We start from the raw sequence: 17,452 nt of genomic DNA, 5'->3' as shown, positions 1-17,452 counted from the left end.
CCAAAGGATCCAATCTCCTATAGCCTGCTGAAACTTAATTTTTGACTCTTAAATATAAACGATAAACCATGACAACTGTTAACATCTACCTCACGTTTAATGGCAACTGTGAAGAAGCATTCAACTTTTATAAATCCGTTTTTGGGGGAGAAATTCCATATATGGGACGGTTCGGGGATATGCCTGCAGATAGTGGCCATACACTGGCCCCGGAGGAAGCGAACAAAATAATGCATGTATCACTTCCCATCAGTAAAGAAACCATGTTGATGGGGAGCGACACGGCAGGAGAATGGAATTCCAAATTTTCAGCTGGTAATAATTTTTCCATTTCCATCAGTACGGACAGCAAGGGAGAGGCCGACCGGCTTTTTGCGGGGCTTTCTGCCGGTGGACAGGTCACCATGCCCATGAACAGTACATTCTGGGGAGATTATTTTGGCATGTTCGCCGACAAATTTGGTATCAACTGGATGATAAGCTTTAAGGAAGAAGCAAAGGCATAATTAGTAAACCATTTCCCCACTTTAATTTTCAAATAAATGTCTCACGCAATCAACTGGTTTGAGATCCCAGCCAAAGATCTTGACAGGGCCAAGGCCTTTTACGAAAAAGTTTTGGATATTCAGATGATAGTCCCCTTTCCGGGTATGAAATATGCAATGTTTCCTTCAGACCCAACGAAAAATGAAATTGGCGGAGGTATTATGGAGGAGGCAGGTTTTGAACCTTCCGAAACAGGTTCGCTGATCTATCTGAACGGAGGAGATGACCTCGCCGTTCCGCTTTCCCGCGTGGAAGCCGCAGGTGGCCGTGTGATCATGCCGAAGACCGCCATCGGTGCCAATGGTTTTATGGCACGATTTATAGACACCGAAGGAAATCGGGTGGCTTTTCATTCCATGAAATAGGTTCATCACAAAAAATAGCATGACGGACGAAAATGAAGTACAACCAATGATCAAAAAAATAGAACTCGACCATTTTTCCAATCGGATAGCATTTGATATTGGGCTAAAAATAGTTGAGCTGGCAAAAAGCCGTAACCAACATATCGCCGTGGAAGTATCGCGATTGAACCACACCGTCTTTCTTTTTGTGGATGATAATCTGCCGGCAGACAAACACAATTGGTTAAGGCGAAAAGCTAATGTGGCTAAACGATTCGAAGAAAGTTCACTCAGCGTAAAAAACGATTTGAAAGATGGCCAGATGAGCCTTGATAAAACCTTTGGCCTGGACGAAAGAGATTTCATTGCTAAAGGAGGCTCCATCCCCATTTTTATAAAGAACGCTGGCATGATCGGGACAATAACAGTGTCCGGGTTACGCGACGAAGAAGATCATAACATTATTATTGAATCCCTGAATGGTGTGTATTTGTAATACATTCACCGTAAAATAATTGACATGGCAAAAGCCTCCTCCAAAAAACTATCGGCCGACCAAAGCAAAAAGTTAATAGGCACTTTAAAGACCCGTTTTGAAAAAAATATGCCCCGGCACAAGGGATTGACATGGGCAACCGTGTTGGCCAGACTGGAATCCGCCCCGGAAAAACTATGGTCACTCAATGAAATGGAAATAACAGGGGGTGAACCGGACGTGATCAGTTTTGATAAAAAATCGGGGGAATTTCTCTTTGTTGATTGCTCGGCGGAAAGTCCCAAAGAACGACGCAGCCTTTGCTATGACCGGGAAGGGCTTGATTCCAGAAAAGAATTCAAACCCGCCGATACGGCCATGGATATGGCCAAAGCCATGGGGGTCGACATGCTGAATGAAGAGCAATACCGGCTCTTGCAAAGTTTAGGTGATTTTGATCTCAAGACCTCCAGTTGGTTGCTTACCCCGGCACCAATTCGCAAACTTGGAGGGGCCATCTTCGGCGATAAGCGGTACAACCATGTATTCATTTACCACAATGGAGCCGGTTCTTACTATGCAGGAAGGGCCTTTAGGGGGGCATTGAAAGTTTAAGGTGTCAACAATAGATCGATCATGAAAGCCTATACCAGAAACCGCTATGGAGGCCCTGAGATCTTAAAGATCGAAGAGGTCACCAAACCCTCGAACCCGGCGGACGAGGAGGTCATTATAAGAGTGATGGCGAATTCAATGAATCCTGCTGATTGGCATTTGCTGAGAGGGAAACCCTTCTTTGCCCGCTTTACAGTGGGTTTGTTTAAACCTAATTCAAAAATACCAGGAGCGGATTTTGCAGGGATCGTCGATTCGGTGGGTAAGAAGATAACGCATCTGAAACCAGGCGACCGTGTATTTGGTGAGACATTGCTCGGCGGGGCTTTTGCAGAATATACTTGTGCCCCGGCCAGGGTCTGTGCAAAAATGCCAGACGGGTTAGGTTTTAAAGATATGGCCGCTGTACCTGTTGCCGGAATAACTGCCTATCAGGGCCTGGTGACCCATGGAAAATTACAGGCTGGTGAAACCGTGTTGATCAATGGTGCCTCGGGTGGGGTTGGCCATTTTACCGTTCAGATCGCCAAGGCGTTGGGAGCAAAGGTTACAGCCGTTTGTTCCAGCCGCAATGTCGATTTTGTTCGTTCGCTGGGAGCCGATCATACGATCGCCTATGATCAGGAAAATATCCACGCACATACAGGAAAGTATGACCTGGTTGTAGATACCAATGGCAACCTGACCCATAGCGATTTTCGCCGAATGGGGAACAGAGGAATTACGATCGGGTTTACCAATATGGGGCATATGTTCCGGTTGTTATTGAAAAAAGCCGTCAATAAATTTCCGCTGGCCCAATTCACGGCAGAAGCGAATAGCAAAGATTTGGAAGCCCTCGCGAATATGGTAGCAGAAGGAAAGATCAAAGCCCATATAGAGAAAGTGTATCCTTATACCGAACTCCCGGATGCGCTTGGGTATATTGAGCGTATGCGAACAAGGGGGAAAGTGGTGGTGGAATGGGATTGAGTTTGGTATCGCCGGACGCAACATTTTATGCCTGCAAAATCAGAGGACACTTCTGAACAGGTTTCAGGTTTTTTCCTGCCACCATTTGTAAAGCTCCCCCAGCCTTCCGACCGTGAACTTCTTTTTTCCTATGCTGTCGATCCACCGGATACCGGACACGGCATTGGTCAGAAAGGCATGATCGGCCTTTTCAAGGTCAGCTACAGAAATGGGTGCTTCTTCCACGGCAAAACCCCAGTCGGGCATTTTTTCCAACAAGTACCTGCGCATCACTCCCGCCACACATCCCTCTGATATAGGTGGCGTGATGAATTTCCCTTCTATTGAAATAAACAGGTTGGCGATCGTTGAATCGGTGATCCGTTCATGGGTGTTCAGGAGCAGGCAATCATTCAGACGGTGTTTGCGGGCATAAAGGGCCGCCATGATATAAGGAAGATAGTTCGCTGATTTCAAATTGGAGAAAGGATCCGTGCTTTTTCGGGCATCCGGGAAGATATCCAACATCAGTCCGTTTATGTTGAGTTCCTGATAGCTTTCATTTAAAGCCCAGCTTTGCATGAGGTAATTGGTATGCAAAGGACCTGGTTCATACAACCCGCCATCTCCCCGAAATACCATCAATCGGATCCGGGCCAGTTGGGTGTGCTGGTTCTTTGTGGCCAGCTCAAGAATTTCCTTTTCCAGTTTTTCACGGGTAAAATGTGGGCCTGGTTCAAAACCCAGGGTATCAAGTGCTGAAAACAACCGGTCAAAATGCAGGGAAGCCATGGGGATCCGGCCATTCTCCAACCGCATGGTTTCAAATACCCCATCCCCATAGCGAAGTCCGCGGTTATCTGCAGAAGCGACAGGGGTACCGGCATCCAGCCATTTACCATTGAAACCGATCTTGTCCATTTGACAAAACTAAAAAATGCCCCGCTTTGGCAGGGCATTTTTATTTATCACGCTCAGGCTGTGTGTGGCTTATTGTTCGACGAGACCGGCTTTGACCGCATACATTACCAGACCGGCAATGGAAGTGGTTCCGGTTTTTGTCTTGAGTTTATCGCGGATGGCCTCTACGGTACGAGGGCTGAGGTCCACGATATCGGCGATCTCTTTGGTGCTTTTTTCTTCGCACATGAGTTTCAAAATGGTGATCTCCTTATCATTCAATTGTACATCCTGGGGACGGATACTGTCTCCATGTGTTTTGCTGCGGAGTCCGTTCAGGAGGGCTTTATTGGTAAGGTCATTAAAGAAGAATTCATTTTCATAAACCCCTTTAACGGCTTCATAGATCATTTCAGCGCCTGATTCTTTGGTGAGGTAAGAGTTTGCCCCTATTTCCATCATGCGACTGATCATGGAATGATCATTATGCATCGAAAGCATGATCACTTTAAGGTCAGGGTAAAGCTTCTTGATCTCGGGGAGGGTGGTCAACCCATCCATGATAGGCATTTGAATGTCAAGCAGGACCACATCGGGTTTGATGTGCTTGAGGAGGTTGAGCAGTTGCATCCCATTCTCGGCTTCCGCAACCATCTGGATATCTTTCCTGCTACTAAGGGAGGTTTTCACACCGGTACGGAACAGGGCATGGTCGTCGGCGATCGCTACTTTAATAATGGTATTAGCGTCAATGTTCTTCATTTGGATATTAATTAGTAGTAAACAACGGATTTTATACCAACAATAACGTTAAAAGACTATGCAAATTGTAAAAATCCCAAATAAAAAACCATCGTAGTAATACCTTATTTTCCTGTTGCGGAAAATACTCTCCTCCGCCCCACGCGTAAAGTTCCGATTCCGCAGCGAAGTATTACCAGTGCTTCATACAAGGCTTTTACGATAAGAACCGTAAATACCGAATGAATAAAATCGGTCAATAATGCTCTTGTCCACATCCCTATGTGGATATATTTTTGTATCAGAAAGTTGATTGACAAGGAGGCATCGTCTACTACTCCGAACCGTCCAATGTCCTATACCGTCCAGAAAGTCATTCCAATTCCCTTGAAAAACCGGCGAGCAAAATCCAATATCAGTCAACTTTCTCTTTTTCTTTTCTTTTAGTTTTAGTCGTTGAATAGAGCTAGTTACCATTTTACCCGTTTTTTAATCCAACCCTGCGAAAGAACCTGTCCTTTGAACGACCACAACCTATCCTTATACTGACGATTCCAAGAAAATAGTCTCTTGAAGAAAAAGCCCACGTCCCAAGCGTGGGCTTTTTCATTCTACTAACCTACTGCTGATATAAGCACTAAAAGTCAAGTTCCAGTTCGCATTCGGTCACTTCCCAGCACGACCAGTTAAACCACTGGCAGGCCGGGCAGGTACCCCCACCGGGGCAGGGGCATCCACATTTCTTGAATTTGCACTTGATCTTGATCTTAGAAGCTTCCTGTCCAAACGCCAACTGGTCGGAATGCAGAAACCCTTCATCCGTAAAAACGGTGTTTCTTTCCTTCTCCCGGGGTTGCCCCGCCCGGTATTTTAATACCGTGGTCGAGGAATATACCCCGTCCCCGGCAACCAGGTCGGTGCCCCGGCCATTGTCGGCATAAACAATGCCTTTCATTCCAAACCCCTGTGGCCTGGCCCGGGAATTGCCAAAGTCGCGCAAGACAATCTCACTTACATACGTAAACTCGGAAACGGGTCTCGCGCGGATGGCGGTAATCGCCACATTGGCTTTGATATACTCCTCGGTCCAGTTATCGAGGCCTTTCTGCGCATGTGTGGGGGAAATGGATAACACTCCCAGTCCACACAACATTAGTTGGATCATTCTTCGCTTCATACCTGTCATTTGGTCCTACTCTCTTCAAAATCCCGGTTTTCGGTGTGCCCGGATCAACCCGCTGCCGGCAGGCTTCGCTGACAATACAAAGGTCGTTTGTAAGGATATTGAACCGTCAAAAACACAGGCATAGTCTTCCGTGATTAACACCGGGATCAACCGTTAAATAAGCGGAATTTAAACGAAGAAAAAACGGATGATTTTCCGTTGAAAACAATAGGTATCCCAATCCACCTCCCTTTAGTTTTGGCATCAAAATGACTGTCATGACAGCTCCGACCAAACCGATCCATCTCGCCCTGGTGGATGACCATATGCTATTACGGTCTTCCCTTGCCAAATCGATCAATGATTTCGACAATTGTAAAGTAGTGATCCAGGCTTCCGATGGTATGGACCTTATCGAACAGATGCAACAGGGAGTAGTGCCGGATATCGTAATAATGGATCTGGGAATGCCCCGGATGAACGGAATGGAGACTTCCAACTGGTTGCGAAAGGAATATCCAAAGGTGGCCGTGCTCATTTTGACCATGTATGATTCGGATATGACCATGGTGCGCCTGATGAATACAGGTGTAGCGGGTATCTTAAAAAAGGATATTCATCATTCCGAATTGCTTTTTGCGATTCAGTCTGTTGTAGACACCGGCTTCTATTATTCCAAACAAATAACCGGAAAGCTGGTCAACCTGATCCGTAAGAATGACGAAGGAGAAATGAACCTGGAAAGGGTACAACTGACCGATCAGGAAATGGATTTTCTGCGGTTGGCTTGCACGGATAAAACCTACAAAGAGATCGCTTCAGAGATCAATTTGAATATCCGGACGGTGGATACGATCCGCGATCACTTATTCAATAAACTGGGAGTGCGAAGCCGGGTAGGAATGGCCATGTATGCCGTAAGGCAGGGGATTGTTCCGCTATAACCCTGAAAATAATTTCTTTTATTCCAGTAATCGATTCCGCATCGCATACATGACCAGACCAGCGATGGTTTTGGCGCCAGCCTTTTGCTTCATGTTTTGCCGAATGGTTTCAATGGTGCGCGGACTTAAGAATACTTCTCTGGAAATTTCTTCTGTGGTTTTATCCTCGGCAATGAGTTTAAGGATCTTGAGTTCTTTCTCGGAGAATTTTACCGGATTGGGATAGAACTGTCTGACCTTCTTCTTATGTTGGAGTTTGAGTAATACCGCTTTGTTTACAAGATCGTTGAAATAGAAATCATCATTCACACAGGTAAGTATCGCCTGATAGATCTCATCCGGGTCGGTGGTTTTGGTGAGATAGGCATTAGCCCCCATTTCCATCATCCGCGTGATCATCTCCTGGTCATCATACATGGTGAGGACAATGATCTTCAGACTTTCATATTCTTTGCGAATAAAAGAGATCGCGTTGATGCCATCTACTTCAGGCATCCGGATATCCATTAATAAAACATCGGGTTCTTTGATCTTGAGTTTGTGCATGAGGTCCTTACCATCTTCGGCCTCCCAAAGGATCTTGAGATAATCCCTTTCTTTAAGTGCCATGCGTATGCCATCCCGGAAGATCTTGTGGTCATCGGCGATTGCCACCTTTATTTGATCGGTAGTCATGGATAACTGGTTTCCTGTGAATCGAATGGGTTTTTAAACGAGCCCGACGAAAGTAACGTATTTTCCTGATAATATAATCGTGTATATCAGGCATTTACCTAAAAGAGGGGCAAAAAGACCGAATTTTTGCCGCCAGAACTTGCTCGTAGTTTTCCGAAGGTATTCCAGGGAATCTACGATGCCCGAAATAAGAATTTCCCTCCCAAATCGAGCAGTTCTTCTATTGTTCCGTAAAGCCCGATTGGCTACTTTTGATCCTGATTCATTGAACACCAACCCCTCTTATTATCCACAGCTGTTGATAAGCGCCTTGAGATCGTAAAATTTCAAGGTTTTTTTATGACTTTTACGATAGTAAATTTACGCAAAATCAGTGGGACTATTACCTGATATTACTACTAAAAGTTAACCCCTAAAACGGCCTGAAACCATTGCCAGGACTACATTCTACCCGATTGCACCGGGGATAGTGCCCGGGACCCGGTTGAATTTGGGTAGGGATATGTGGACTTTAGCAGTGAAAAATAGGCTCTAAAACTAAAACTAAAAGAACATGATCCGGGTATTACACATTCTGTTTTTGTTCGTCATCTAAGTCTAGATTGACATACTAGCTAAAATTTTCTATTTTTGGAATTATGAACAACCAATTCCAATGATAGAAAATTTTGTTTTAATAGCTAACCTATCGAGTTTTATTCCGCTTGCGATCTTTCTCTATCACCTTTCCCTTACCAAGAATGTAAACTATGCCAAAGCGGTAGCGGGTGCTTCCGTGTATGCTTTGCTGATTTTTGGGTATTACCTCGCCTTCCCCCACCATGTAAATAAGTATTTCGACGCGGTCAATTATTTTGGCGAATTCCTGGCCTTTTCAACGATCTTCTACTTTTCCTTTAATGGATCCCTTTTCCGGAAAATCGTGCTATTTGCGGGAATTGCGTTCGTCCTATTCTTCATAATTTACTTATCTGCCTTCGTAATAACCGAATTAGACCCTATAATAAACAGTGTCAAGTCAATAATTCTGATTGTTTTAGCGTTACTTGTTTTTTACGAAAAGTTCCAAATGGAGACTGACAAGGTGATCTACTATGACCACAAGTTTTGGGGAATCATTGGTTTGATCATCTTTATTTGCGGCACTTTTCTGTTTTACCTGGTGTACACGGAATACTATCTGGAAATGCAGAAACTGGAGGGTATCCCGCTTACGCTGTATGTATTGAAGAATATATTTCTAAGCATAAGCATGCTCCTATTAATAAAACAAATCAAAAAAAGCAGTGGGAGGAAAGAAAAAGACATCCCATTCCTAGACCTGGAATAACCCTATAAGCCACCACCACATGTTTTTTCTCCAAGCCCCCAACAATATCAGTGTATCCAAAATTGTGCTTTTTGGTACCCTGGGGATATTGATCCTGGTGATCGGCCTGGTCTTCTTTATCATCCAGCACCAGCGTAGGGTGTTGAAATACCAGCAGAAATTACAGCAGATGGAGATCGATCAGCAAAAGATGATGCTGAGTGCCTCCATACGCATGCAAGAGGAAGAACGCCAACGCCTGGCCGCCGATCTGCACGATGATGCCGGTCCGCTCCTCGCCACAGCCCGCTTATACCTCAATGAAAACCTGGTGAACCAGGATAAGGCCAGTCAGCTGCAATCCATTTTCCAGGCCCGGCAGATCATTGATGAAACCATTCAGCTGATCCGAAATATCAGCCATAGCCTGATGCCCCCTACCCTTAAGAATTTTGGATTGGAATCCGCCATCAACGACCTTTTCCAAAAGATCAGCGGCTCCGGGGCCATCAATGCCAGCAGCCGGTTCCATGATTATCGCGAACGGCTCAAAGGAGATAAAGAACTCATCATCTTCCGTATCGTACAGGAACTGGTGAACAATATCCTTAAACACTCAAGCTCGAGTTTTATCCACCTTACCCAAAATATACATGGTGACAAGTTCTACCTCCGTATCCATCACGACGGACGGGGACTGGTTCAAACCGACTTTGAGAAGCTGAATAAGAGCAATATCGGGTTGGGATTAAAGAATATCAGCAGCCGTCTCCGGGTACTACATGGGGATATCCACTTTGAAAAAGACATTTCCCAGACCTATTATAAGGTGACCATCGAAGTTCCTCGCGATGATCCTTACCAGTAAGCCGGAAAATCCTATTTTTGCTTACTTACTGTTCCTAATGAATGTCATCAAAGTTGCCATTGTAGACGATCATAAGATCTTCCGAAAGGGAGTGGTCCTGTCCCTGCGACCCTACACAAATATCCGGTTTGTCCAGGAAGCAGAGCACGGCGATGACCTCCTGGCCGGTCTGAAAGAATCTGAACCAGATGTAATCCTGATGGACCTCCGAATGCCGGGGAAAGATGGGATCGAAACCACCAAAATAGTTTCCAAGCAATACCCCCATATCCGCATCATCATTCTCACCATGTACGAAGACGAGCGCTTTGTGTACCACATGATGGAGAATGGCGCCAATGGATATCTGCTCAAGAACGCGGAACCCCAGGAGATCCGAAAAGCCATCATGGATGTTCATGAGAAAGGATACTACCTGAATAATTTCGTTAACCGCATCCTGCTCAAACGCTCCCATTCCCGCAATAAGGTCATCCCCTCCCTCAATAATGAAATCACCCTGAGTGATAAGGAACGGGATGTACTGCGTTTTATCTGTATGGAATTCACCGCCCAGGAAATTGCCCAGAAAATGGAGATCAGTCCGCGTACCGTAGAGGCCATCAAAGACCGGCTGATGGAACGCTTTGGAAGCAAGAATACCGCGGGATTGGTTTTCTTTGCAGTGAAGAATAATCTGGTGGACTAAAAGCAAATAGCTTTTAGCTGAAGGTCATCTCGGGAATTTCCCCTTCTATAATCAAACGTCCGGCAGTCTTCGACTTTATTTCTTCTACAGATACACCCGGCGCCCTTTCCAGTAACCGAAAACCATCCGGGGTGATATCAAGCACCGCCAGGTCGCTGACGACTTTTCGCACACATTTTACGCCGGTCAATGGCAATTGACATTGAGGTAGAAGTTTGGATTCTCCTTTTGGATTGGTATGCATCATGGCCACGATGATGTTGCGGGCACTGGCTACCAGGTCCATGGCCCCACCCATCCCCTTTACCATCTTGCCAGGGATCTTCCAGTTGGCTATATCCCCCTGGTCGCTCACTTCCATCGCACCCAACACGGTCAGATCTACTTTACCTGCCCGGATCATTCCAAAGCTCATGGCCGAGTCAAAAAAGCTGGAACCCGGAACGGTGGTTATGGTCTGCTTGCCCGCATTGATCAGGTCAGGGTCCTCCGCACCTTCAAATGGAAAAGGGCCCATACCCAATAATCCATTTTCACTTTGCAGGACAACTTCCACTCCGGCAGGAATATAATTCGCTACCAGGGTGGGGATACCAATTCCCAGATTGACATAATATCCATTCCGGAGTTCGCGGGCAATGCGTTGGGCGATTTGTTCTTTGGTGAGGGGCATGGTCGTGAATGGTAAATGGTGAATAGTGAATAGTGATTCGTGAGACGGGAGACGTGAGGCGTGAGGCGTGAGAAGCTATTGGCTATTAGCTCTTGGCTTCCTGCTTACGTATCGTTCGCTGTTCGATCCTTTTTTCGTATTGGGTTCCCTGGAAAATGCGTTGTACATAAATTCCGGGGGTATGGATCTGATCAGGGTCGAGTTGGCCGGCCGGGACGAGTTCTTCCACTTCGGCAATTGTGATCTTTCCGGCCATGGCCATTAAAGGGTTGAAATTTCGGGCTGTTTCATGAAAGATCAGATTACCATGGGTATCTCCTTTCCAGGCCTTAACGAGCGCGAAATCGGCCTCAAAAGCGTATTCAAGCAGGTATTCTTTTCCGTTAAACACTCTTGTCTCTTTCCCTGCGGCAACTTCCGTCCCTGCACCGGCAGGAGTGAATACGGCAGGCATGCCATAACCAGCGGCGAGACAACGGGTAGCCAGTGTGCCTTGCGGAATGAGTTCCACCTCGAGTTCTCCACTGAGCAACTGGCGTTCAAACTCTGCATTCTCCCCCACATACGAAGAGATCATCTTTTTCACCTGCCGGGTACGCAGCATGAGCCCGATACCAAAATCATCCACACCGGCATTGTTGGAGATACAGGTCAATTCCTTTACCCCTTTTTGTACAAGGGCCCCGATGCAATTTTCAGGGATGCCACAAAGCCCAAAACCGCCCAGCATGATCACCGCGCCATCGGGGATATCGCGAATGGCTTCGGCCGCACCCGACACTGTTTTATTCATACAACAATCGTTTGTGCAAATTTATCCGGATTCGGGCAAATAAAGGGCCTATTGTGGCTGAATGGGTAAACTCAGGCTGTCGAGTTTCTTTCGAATGGATTTGGTGCGAAACCGGGTACTGTCCGGAACTGGTGAGGTGGCAGGTTTGGTGGTTGTATCTTCTTCTATTTTATAGGCCTCCTGCTCCTTGCGTCTGGCCATGGTATTCAGCGAATCCATCACCACTCTGAGCAGGTCGGGGTGCATTCGGTAATAATCCAGGCTTTTCCTGAATTCCTCACGCTTTATCTGGTGAAGGGCAAAAACCTCTTCATATAGTCTGAGGCTTTCCTGTTTTTTGTTCAGGTTAGAATCCTTGCTGACAAAATCCGTGACAAACTGATCCGATCGGGCCAGGTCCCATAGCACCAGTTTCATCTTCTCTTGTGAAAGAATATCATCCGGTAGCTTGTCTTTATTCACACAAGCGCCTAATCCGGTCAGTATCGTTATGAATAATAAAAAAAGAGGCTTCATTTGAGTTCCTTATAGGCCTGGTTATTGGCAGCATCCAATTTAACGAGCAGGGCTTTGGCCCGGTCCTTTGATTCCTGATCAGCTTTTGAAAAGATCCGGATCAGTTCGGTACTCCTGCCCTGGAAAAAGAACTGCAGGATCATGGAACCCGGGTTCTCTGACTGAACAGTTTGAAGGTAGTTCAGGGAATTCAAGACCCCGGTACGTCCTTCTTCTTCCTGATCGTAAAACATATCGAGCCCGGTGCGAAAATACGTATAGAGTGCATCGTGGATCAGGGCAAACCGGTTATTGTTGAGGTTCTCCGCGAGCCAATACCGGTTGCGGAGACTTTCATAATTCTTCCAGCCGGAGATATCGCCGGATTCAGGCGCGTTGTTGACAATATTCTGTGCTTTTTGAAAATAGATTTCTCCTCCCCGCGGAGAGAAAGAATCATAATCCATCCCCAGAATGATATTGATCCAATAAGCCAGTACGGCTGTCAGATTTGATACATAAGGATCTGTACCCTGCACACGGTTCTCATTGAATTCCACCGGTTGAAATTCCTGGTATTTAAAGGCAAAATTGTCATCCTGAAAATTGACCAATGGCGAAATATAAGTGGTCTTATAGACCGGCCTGGCCGCCTGTATGGTCAACGAGGCGCTGTAAACGTTTGGCGAAAGCACTTTATCGAGATTGATCAGAAAACTACACTCGATCCGCTCCTGTGCCTGAAAATTATCCGTTGTCCATTTCCGGCTGTTGATAAAATTGGTAAGTGCCCCTTGCAGCGTTGTAAATATCTTCTTATCCACCTGGGTACTGATCCGGTTGGACAGGACCGTTACCTTGGCCCTGATCTCCTGGCTTTGTGCCTGAAGTGCAGTGATCAAAAAAAAGAGGAAGATTATTTTACGCATAATAAATGCTTATAAGTGTATCGACAATTTGATGGGCAACCTGTTGTTTGGACTGCAAGGCAAGATCAAACTCTTTACCACTTTTATCAAACAAGGTCACCTTATTGGTATCCTTTCCAAATCCGGCCCCTTCATCACGCAAAGAATTCAGCACGATCATATCGGCATTTTTTGACCTGAGTTTTTCCAGGGCATATTCTCTTTCGTTAGTGGTTTCGAGGGCAAACCCGATCAGCACCTGGTTCTTTTTTCGTTCGCCCATGGTTCGCAGGATATCGGGTGTTTTCTGTAGTTCCAATACTAAACGGTCACCGGTTTTTTTTATTTTCTCCGCTGCGGTATTCACCGGGGTATAATCGGCCACTGCAGCGGACATAACAGCAATATCGGTCTGATCGAACCGGTCGCTGACGGCCTCAAACATTTGTTGGGCAGAATGTACGCGGATCGTTTCGATTCCTGATGGGTTGGGTTGGGCCGAGGGGCCTAATACGAGGGTGACAGCGGCGCCACGGGCATAAAGGGCTTTGGCGATCTCCACGCCCATTTTACCAGAGGAATGATTGCCAATAAAACGTACGGGGTCGAGCGATTCATAGGTGGGCCCGGCGGTTACGATGGCCTTGCGGCCTTTTAATTCTTCCCGGAAAAAAAAATGCTCCTGAATAAAGGAGAAGATGGTTTCCGGTTCGGCCATTCGCCCTTCACCAACCAGTCCGCTGGCCAGTTCCCCTTTTTCAACCGGAATGACCTTATGGCCTATGGAAATAAGTTTTTGCAGATTTTGTTGGGTAAACGGATGGTGCCACATATCCTCATCCATGGCGGGGGCCAGTACAACCGGGCAGGTGGCAGAGAGCCAGGTGGCGAGTAAAAGGTTATCGCATTGGCCCTGGGCCATTTTGGAAAGCGTATTCACACTTAAAGGAGCGATCACCATTACATCTGCCCAGCGACCCAATTGGACATGATTGGCCCATTCATTTTCCTGAAAGAGGTCAATATGTACGGGGTGATGTGAAAGGGTGGACAGGGTGAGCGGAGAAACAAAATCACGGGCGGCGGGGGTCATGACCACTTTAACTTCAGCACCGGCTTTCACCAGTAACCGCACCAGATAGATCGCTTTATAGGCGGCGATGGAACCGGTAATGCCCAGGAGGATCTTTTTTCCAGAGAGGTTCATATTGTCACCAGAAGTTTATTACGTCCGAAGTCCGAGGTCTGAGGTCCGAAGAAAGGGTAATGCCTGACTTCTGACCCCGGACCCCGGACTTCGAAAAAAAGGGTTTGTACCTATTGCAATTAACTAAACAGATCGTCTTCGTTCTTCCGGAAGTACACTTTGTCTTCCATGAATTCCTGTGTAGCGAGCAGGGCCGGGTTGGGCATACGCTCGTAGGCACGGGAGATTTCGATCTGTTCTTTGTTTTCGTGGATCTCCTCGAGGCTATCGGTATGGCTGGCAAACTCCTCGAGTTTGTTATGCAATTCCTCCTTGAGCGAAATATTGATCTGGTTGGCCCGCTTGGCTACCACAGCGATCGACTCATAAAGGTTACCCGTCTTCTGACGAAGATCGTCGAGGCTCCGGGTTTCCACGTTGTTCGTAATGCCTAAGCTAAGCTGGCGTCTTAGTTTGCTCATGAATGGATAAATTTTTGATGTTTTGCTGGGATAAAGATATATAACGTTCGGCTTCCTTCAAAAGCTTACTGTCAGGAAACCTGTCTGTAAAGTCATTTACTTCATCAATTACCTTTTCAAACCGCTCTCTTTTCTTTTCTTCGATACTCAGTTCGGCATACCTGAAATAAGACTTGATGACCAACAACTTATACTCATCGGTACGAAGGGATTCGGGATAGTCTTCGATCAGGGTGGTAAAGGCTACGGCGGCGGCATGGAACTGCCCGATATTGTAGTAAAGTTCCGCGCTGTTAAAGTCCTTTTCCTCCAGTTTTTTCCGGCAGATATCAATGATTCCGGTGGCCTCCACATTCTTGGGGCTATTGGGATGGGTATTGATAAAGGTCTGCATCATACCGATCGTCCGCTGGGTATTGGTCTGATCCAGTCCAACCTTGGGAGATTGGCGATAGAAACAATACGCCCGCATATAATCGATCTCTTCCGCCCTTTTGCTATTGGGGAATATCTCGAGAAACTTCTTGAAATTATAATCTGCGCTCAGGAAATCATTCTGATAATAAGCGCAATAGGCGAATTTGTAATAGATATCTTCAAATTCTGGCCGGCCGTTATAGATGGGGAGCACATCTTCAAAAAGCATCTGGGCAAAAGTGTACTTCTTTTGTACGTAATACTTCTCTGCCACCCGCAGTTTGTATTCCGGGTCGGGGTTTTTAAGCACTTTATTGATCCCCTTGCAACCGGTGATCGTTAAAGCGAGCAATATGATGGCCAAAAATGATCTCATAAAAGGCGGGCAAAGTTAATTGATTCTGGCAAATATTCAGGTAAAAAGAAACGCGGCCAAAAAGGCCGCGTTAATGTTATGATAAATAAGCGATTAGGCTTATCCTCGGCGGAGGTTGGGGTGCGGGGCCGGAACTGTGTTCGGACCTTCTTCACCTTGACCAGCGGAGCGGATATCTACTGTATCGCAATCGCCACCTTCCTGTGCATATTGGAAGATCATACGATCGGCGCGGATACCTTCTTTCTCAACCAGGTAAGTGATGATAGCGTTTACACGCTCCCAGCTTCTTTGCTGCTCACGTTTGTTGCTGGCGCAATAACCGGTAACAACCACTTTACAATCAGAGTTGGTACGCAGGCGATCGGCTACGATAGCGAGCAAGCGGGTGGCGTCATCGCTCAGGCGGGCGCTGTTGGAAGCAAATGAAATGCTTGGCAGTGCACCGAGGGCGTTTTCGCAATCACCTTTTTTAGTCAGCATATAGTTTTCGAAGCAAGTGGAATCGGGACATTTTGGTGTACCTACGCCATCTGCATCAACAGGCTGCCACAGGGTTGGGGTAACCAGTTCTTTATCCTTACAGTCAGGAATACCGTCACCATCTGTATCGCGGCTTACACCGTGAGAGTCAACCGGGCAACCGGCAGGAGTTTGCTCCTGGTCGAACTGATCGGTAACACCATCACCATCTTCGTCAGGCAGTACAGGTTTGGGAAGGATCATCATCTGAGGTTTGCGGATCTCCTGGTAAGCATAATCCAGCGGGTTTACCCACCAAAGTGGCTCAATAGATTTAGCACCCAGATTGATATTCAGACCAACACTGGCAAAGTTGTAAGAATCGAAATCGCGGGTCAGGCTGGGGTTACCCAGGTCCTGCTCCTGCCAACGCTGACCATCCAACAGGTCATCTTTGGTAAATGTGTGGCGATCTTCAATAGCCAGGTTAACACGATTGCTCAGCTTGAAAGCAACACCCATACCAATGGTACCGGTGGGCTTCAGGGTTTTGCCAAACAGCTTAGGACGTCTTGTACCTTGGTTATCGGCCAATGTTTCGTAAGAATCATCGAGGATATTATTCCGCAGTTCTTTGCGGGTTTCCTTTCTGTTCTTGTACACGTTGGCAGTTGAAAGTGCAGAAGAGAAATCATAAGGGGCGTTTCCGTTCAATGCGTTAACACGTGCTTCATAGATTGTAGCACCCACACCTCCGAATCCGTACAGGTTGATACCTGTTTTAGATTTATGGAAACGGATGTTGTTCAATGTAACAACCCCTTGAAGAGAGAGGTCATGTACTTTGGTCTTGTAGTTGTAGAAAACAGGATCCAGTGCATCGCCGGGAGCCATCAGACCACCAGTAGTGGAATTGAAGAACGCGGGTTGGTTGGTCGCCGGATGAAGACCTTCCAAAGGAGCTACATAATTAGTGCTCCAGGCCGGGTTACGGGCGTAGTTGTTAGCTTGCAACCAGCTCAATCCTTTACCGGTTCCGTACATATATTCCAGGCGCATGGAAAATACATATCCAAACGCTTTTCTCACATGCGCACCCAGGCCGAGCGTTGGTACAACGGCGGGTACATCACCACTGATCGCGAACATTCCACCCTTGATACCAATCTCCCACTGATTGCGGGGTTTGGCGGGGAAGTTATATGTTCCGTTCAGGAACTCAGTATGTTGGGGCATTCTTTTGGTGGGTATCACCGAAGAATCCTTGATGGCATTAATGCCTACCTGCGCATTACTGCCAATAACCAGTAAGCATAAACCTACCAGGAAAGAGTACTTTTTGCTTGCCATAAGAATGGGTTAAAATTTTGAATTACAATGTCCTAATTAAGCGCAAAAATATAACTTGACGGTTAAATGTCAAATTTTTAAATTATTTA

General features: G+C 46.4%; 21 protein-coding genes. 9 read left to right on the top strand and 12 right to left on the bottom strand.

The window, feature by feature from the left end; translation table 11 throughout:
- Positions 1 to 68: 68 nt before the first annotated feature.
- From J0M30_06950 to J0M30_06930, 5 genes are read left to right on the top strand one after another with little or no spacing between them, the layout of a single operon-like run.
- Positions 69 to 506, top strand: a complete 438-nt coding sequence (locus J0M30_06950) for a VOC family protein (GenBank protein MBN8667229.1) — start codon at positions 69 to 71, stop codon at positions 504 to 506.
- Positions 507 to 542: 36 nt separating this feature from the next.
- On the top strand, positions 543 to 911 hold the full coding sequence (locus J0M30_06945; GenBank protein MBN8667228.1) for a VOC family protein: 369 nt from the start codon (positions 543 to 545) through the stop codon (positions 909 to 911).
- A gap of 19 nt (positions 912 to 930) precedes the next feature.
- On the top strand, positions 931 to 1,386 hold the full coding sequence (locus tag J0M30_06940; GenBank protein ID MBN8667227.1) for a heme-binding protein: 456 nt from the start codon (positions 931 to 933) through the stop codon (positions 1,384 to 1,386).
- A gap of 24 nt (positions 1,387 to 1,410) precedes the next feature.
- A complete protein-coding gene (locus J0M30_06935; GenBank protein ID MBN8667226.1) occupies positions 1,411 to 1,980 on the top strand; it encodes a DUF4256 domain-containing protein in 570 nt (189 codons plus the stop codon).
- A 21-nt stretch (positions 1,981 to 2,001) separates the two neighbouring features.
- Positions 2,002 to 2,952 (top strand): NAD(P)-dependent alcohol dehydrogenase, encoded by a 951-nt coding sequence (locus tag J0M30_06930; protein MBN8667225.1) that lies wholly within the window; start codon positions 2,002 to 2,004, stop codon positions 2,950 to 2,952.
- A 63-nt stretch (positions 2,953 to 3,015) separates the two neighbouring features.
- Here J0M30_06930 and J0M30_06925 read toward each other — a convergent pair whose 3' ends face one another.
- From J0M30_06925 to J0M30_06915, 3 genes are all read right to left on the bottom strand, one after another.
- On the bottom strand, positions 3,016 to 3,852 hold the full coding sequence (locus tag J0M30_06925; GenBank protein ID MBN8667224.1) for an aminotransferase class IV: 837 nt from the start codon (positions 3,850 to 3,852) through the stop codon (positions 3,016 to 3,018).
- Between the two features lie 69 nt (positions 3,853 to 3,921).
- Entirely contained in the window at positions 3,922 to 4,593 is a 672-nt protein-coding gene (locus J0M30_06920) for a response regulator transcription factor (GenBank protein ID MBN8667223.1), read from the bottom strand.
- Between the two features lie 616 nt (positions 4,594 to 5,209).
- Positions 5,210 to 5,749: a hypothetical protein gene (locus J0M30_06915; GenBank protein ID MBN8667222.1), complete on the bottom strand. Its 540-nt coding sequence runs from the start codon at positions 5,747 to 5,749 to the stop codon at positions 5,210 to 5,212.
- 266 nt (positions 5,750 to 6,015) lie between these two features.
- Here J0M30_06915 and J0M30_06910 point away from each other — a divergent pair, with 266 nt between their 5' ends.
- Positions 6,016 to 6,681, top strand: a complete 666-nt coding sequence (locus tag J0M30_06910; GenBank protein ID MBN8667221.1) for a response regulator transcription factor — start codon at positions 6,016 to 6,018, stop codon at positions 6,679 to 6,681.
- An 18-nt stretch (positions 6,682 to 6,699) separates the two neighbouring features.
- On the opposite strand, the gene J0M30_06905 is transcribed toward J0M30_06910, so the two are convergent.
- The gene (locus tag J0M30_06905; protein MBN8667220.1) at positions 6,700 to 7,356 is read right to left on the bottom strand and encodes a response regulator transcription factor; all 657 of its coding nucleotides are present in this window, start codon (positions 7,354 to 7,356) and stop codon (positions 6,700 to 6,702) included.
- Positions 7,357 to 8,011: 655 nt separating this feature from the next.
- On the opposite strand from J0M30_06905, the gene J0M30_06900 reads away from it, so the two are divergent.
- The 3 genes from J0M30_06900 to J0M30_06890 are packed head-to-tail and all read left to right on the top strand — an operon-like array spanning position 8,012 to position 10,221.
- Positions 8,012 to 8,686, top strand: coding sequence for a hypothetical protein (locus J0M30_06900; GenBank protein MBN8667219.1), 675 nt, complete (start codon positions 8,012 to 8,014; stop codon positions 8,684 to 8,686).
- A 19-nt stretch (positions 8,687 to 8,705) separates the two neighbouring features.
- Positions 8,706 to 9,533, top strand: a complete 828-nt coding sequence (locus J0M30_06895; protein MBN8667218.1) for a two-component sensor histidine kinase — start codon at positions 8,706 to 8,708, stop codon at positions 9,531 to 9,533.
- Between the two features lie 37 nt (positions 9,534 to 9,570).
- Positions 9,571 to 10,221, top strand: a complete 651-nt coding sequence (locus J0M30_06890) for a response regulator transcription factor (GenBank protein ID MBN8667217.1) — start codon at positions 9,571 to 9,573, stop codon at positions 10,219 to 10,221.
- A 13-nt stretch (positions 10,222 to 10,234) separates the two neighbouring features.
- Here the strand turns inward: J0M30_06890 and J0M30_06885 are convergent, their stop codons facing one another.
- The 8 genes from J0M30_06885 to J0M30_06850 form a co-directional block, all read right to left on the bottom strand.
- Complete coding sequence (locus tag J0M30_06885; GenBank protein ID MBN8667216.1) at positions 10,235 to 10,894, bottom strand: CoA transferase subunit B; 660 nt, start codon at positions 10,892 to 10,894, stop codon at positions 10,235 to 10,237.
- An 85-nt stretch (positions 10,895 to 10,979) separates the two neighbouring features.
- The gene (locus J0M30_06880; GenBank protein MBN8667215.1) at positions 10,980 to 11,687 is read right to left on the bottom strand and encodes a CoA transferase subunit A; all 708 of its coding nucleotides are present in this window, start codon (positions 11,685 to 11,687) and stop codon (positions 10,980 to 10,982) included.
- Between the two features lie 48 nt (positions 11,688 to 11,735).
- Positions 11,736 to 12,203: a DUF4296 domain-containing protein gene (locus J0M30_06875; protein ID MBN8667214.1), complete on the bottom strand. Its 468-nt coding sequence runs from the start codon at positions 12,201 to 12,203 to the stop codon at positions 11,736 to 11,738.
- Positions 12,200 to 13,111, bottom strand: a complete 912-nt coding sequence (locus tag J0M30_06870) for a DUF4835 family protein (protein ID MBN8667213.1) — start codon at positions 13,109 to 13,111, stop codon at positions 12,200 to 12,202. Before J0M30_06870 ends, J0M30_06875 begins: the two co-directional genes overlap by 4 nt.
- On the bottom strand, positions 13,104 to 14,297 hold the full coding sequence (gene coaBC, locus J0M30_06865) for a bifunctional phosphopantothenoylcysteine decarboxylase/phosphopantothenate--cysteine ligase CoaBC (protein ID MBN8667212.1): 1,194 nt from the start codon (positions 14,295 to 14,297) through the stop codon (positions 13,104 to 13,106). The genes J0M30_06870 and coaBC overlap by 8 nt, the downstream gene beginning before the upstream one ends.
- A gap of 119 nt (positions 14,298 to 14,416) precedes the next feature.
- Complete coding sequence (locus J0M30_06860; GenBank protein ID MBN8667211.1) at positions 14,417 to 14,758, bottom strand: DNA-directed RNA polymerase subunit omega; 342 nt, start codon at positions 14,756 to 14,758, stop codon at positions 14,417 to 14,419.
- A complete protein-coding gene (gene bamD, locus J0M30_06855; protein MBN8667210.1) occupies positions 14,733 to 15,551 on the bottom strand; it encodes an outer membrane protein assembly factor BamD in 819 nt (272 codons plus the stop codon). Before bamD ends, J0M30_06860 begins: the two co-directional genes overlap by 26 nt.
- Positions 15,552 to 15,650: 99 nt before the next feature.
- Positions 15,651 to 17,363 (bottom strand): OmpA family protein, encoded by a 1,713-nt coding sequence (locus J0M30_06850; protein MBN8667209.1) that lies wholly within the window; start codon positions 17,361 to 17,363, stop codon positions 15,651 to 15,653.
- Between the last annotated feature and the right edge of the window lie 89 nt (positions 17,364 to 17,452).

It is taken from the genome of Chitinophagales bacterium (assembly GCA_017303415.1).
Classification (GTDB): domain Bacteria; phylum Bacteroidota; class Bacteroidia; order Chitinophagales; family Chitinophagaceae; genus SpSt-398.
Note: the sequence above shows the minus strand (reverse complement) of the source record. Positions and strands in the feature narration are given on the sequence as shown.

What these genes read in the sequence shown, in the direction of transcription:
- J0M30_06950 (MBN8667229.1), top strand. Translation starts at nt 69, where the DNA reads ATGACAACTGTTAACATCTACCTCACGTTTAATGGCAACTGTGAAGAA.
- J0M30_06945 (MBN8667228.1), top strand. Translation starts at nt 543, where the DNA reads ATGTCTCACGCAATCAACTGGTTTGAGATCCCAGCCAAAGATCTTGAC.
- J0M30_06940 (MBN8667227.1), top strand. Translation starts at nt 931, where the DNA reads ATGACGGACGAAAATGAAGTACAACCAATGATCAAAAAAATAGAACTC.
- J0M30_06935 (MBN8667226.1), top strand. Translation starts at nt 1,411, where the DNA reads ATGGCAAAAGCCTCCTCCAAAAAACTATCGGCCGACCAAAGCAAAAAG.
- J0M30_06930 (MBN8667225.1), top strand. Translation starts at nt 2,002, where the DNA reads ATGAAAGCCTATACCAGAAACCGCTATGGAGGCCCTGAGATCTTAAAG.
- J0M30_06925 (MBN8667224.1), bottom strand. Translation starts at nt 3,852, where the DNA reads ATGGACAAGATCGGTTTCAATGGTAAATGGCTGGATGCCGGTACCCCT.
- J0M30_06920 (MBN8667223.1), bottom strand. Translation starts at nt 4,593, where the DNA reads ATGAAGAACATTGACGCTAATACCATTATTAAAGTAGCGATCGCCGAC.
- J0M30_06915 (MBN8667222.1), bottom strand. Translation starts at nt 5,749, where the DNA reads ATGAAGCGAAGAATGATCCAACTAATGTTGTGTGGACTGGGAGTGTTA.
- J0M30_06910 (MBN8667221.1), top strand. Translation starts at nt 6,016, where the DNA reads ATGACAGCTCCGACCAAACCGATCCATCTCGCCCTGGTGGATGACCAT.
- J0M30_06905 (MBN8667220.1), bottom strand. Translation starts at nt 7,356, where the DNA reads ATGACTACCGATCAAATAAAGGTGGCAATCGCCGATGACCACAAGATC.
- J0M30_06900 (MBN8667219.1), top strand. Translation starts at nt 8,012, where the DNA reads ATGATAGAAAATTTTGTTTTAATAGCTAACCTATCGAGTTTTATTCCG.
- J0M30_06895 (MBN8667218.1), top strand. Translation starts at nt 8,706, where the DNA reads ATGTTTTTTCTCCAAGCCCCCAACAATATCAGTGTATCCAAAATTGTG.
- J0M30_06890 (MBN8667217.1), top strand. Translation starts at nt 9,571, where the DNA reads ATGAATGTCATCAAAGTTGCCATTGTAGACGATCATAAGATCTTCCGA.
- J0M30_06885 (MBN8667216.1), bottom strand. Translation starts at nt 10,894, where the DNA reads ATGCCCCTCACCAAAGAACAAATCGCCCAACGCATTGCCCGCGAACTC.
- J0M30_06880 (MBN8667215.1), bottom strand. Translation starts at nt 11,687, where the DNA reads ATGAATAAAACAGTGTCGGGTGCGGCCGAAGCCATTCGCGATATCCCC.
- J0M30_06875 (MBN8667214.1), bottom strand. Translation starts at nt 12,203, where the DNA reads ATGAAGCCTCTTTTTTTATTATTCATAACGATACTGACCGGATTAGGC.
- J0M30_06870 (MBN8667213.1), bottom strand. Translation starts at nt 13,111, where the DNA reads ATGCGTAAAATAATCTTCCTCTTTTTTTTGATCACTGCACTTCAGGCA.
- coaBC (MBN8667212.1), bottom strand. Translation starts at nt 14,297, where the DNA reads ATGAACCTCTCTGGAAAAAAGATCCTCCTGGGCATTACCGGTTCCATC.
- J0M30_06860 (MBN8667211.1), bottom strand. Translation starts at nt 14,758, where the DNA reads ATGAGCAAACTAAGACGCCAGCTTAGCTTAGGCATTACGAACAACGTG.
- bamD (MBN8667210.1), bottom strand. Translation starts at nt 15,551, where the DNA reads ATGAGATCATTTTTGGCCATCATATTGCTCGCTTTAACGATCACCGGT.
- J0M30_06850 (MBN8667209.1), bottom strand. Translation starts at nt 17,363, where the DNA reads ATGGCAAGCAAAAAGTACTCTTTCCTGGTAGGTTTATGCTTACTGGTT.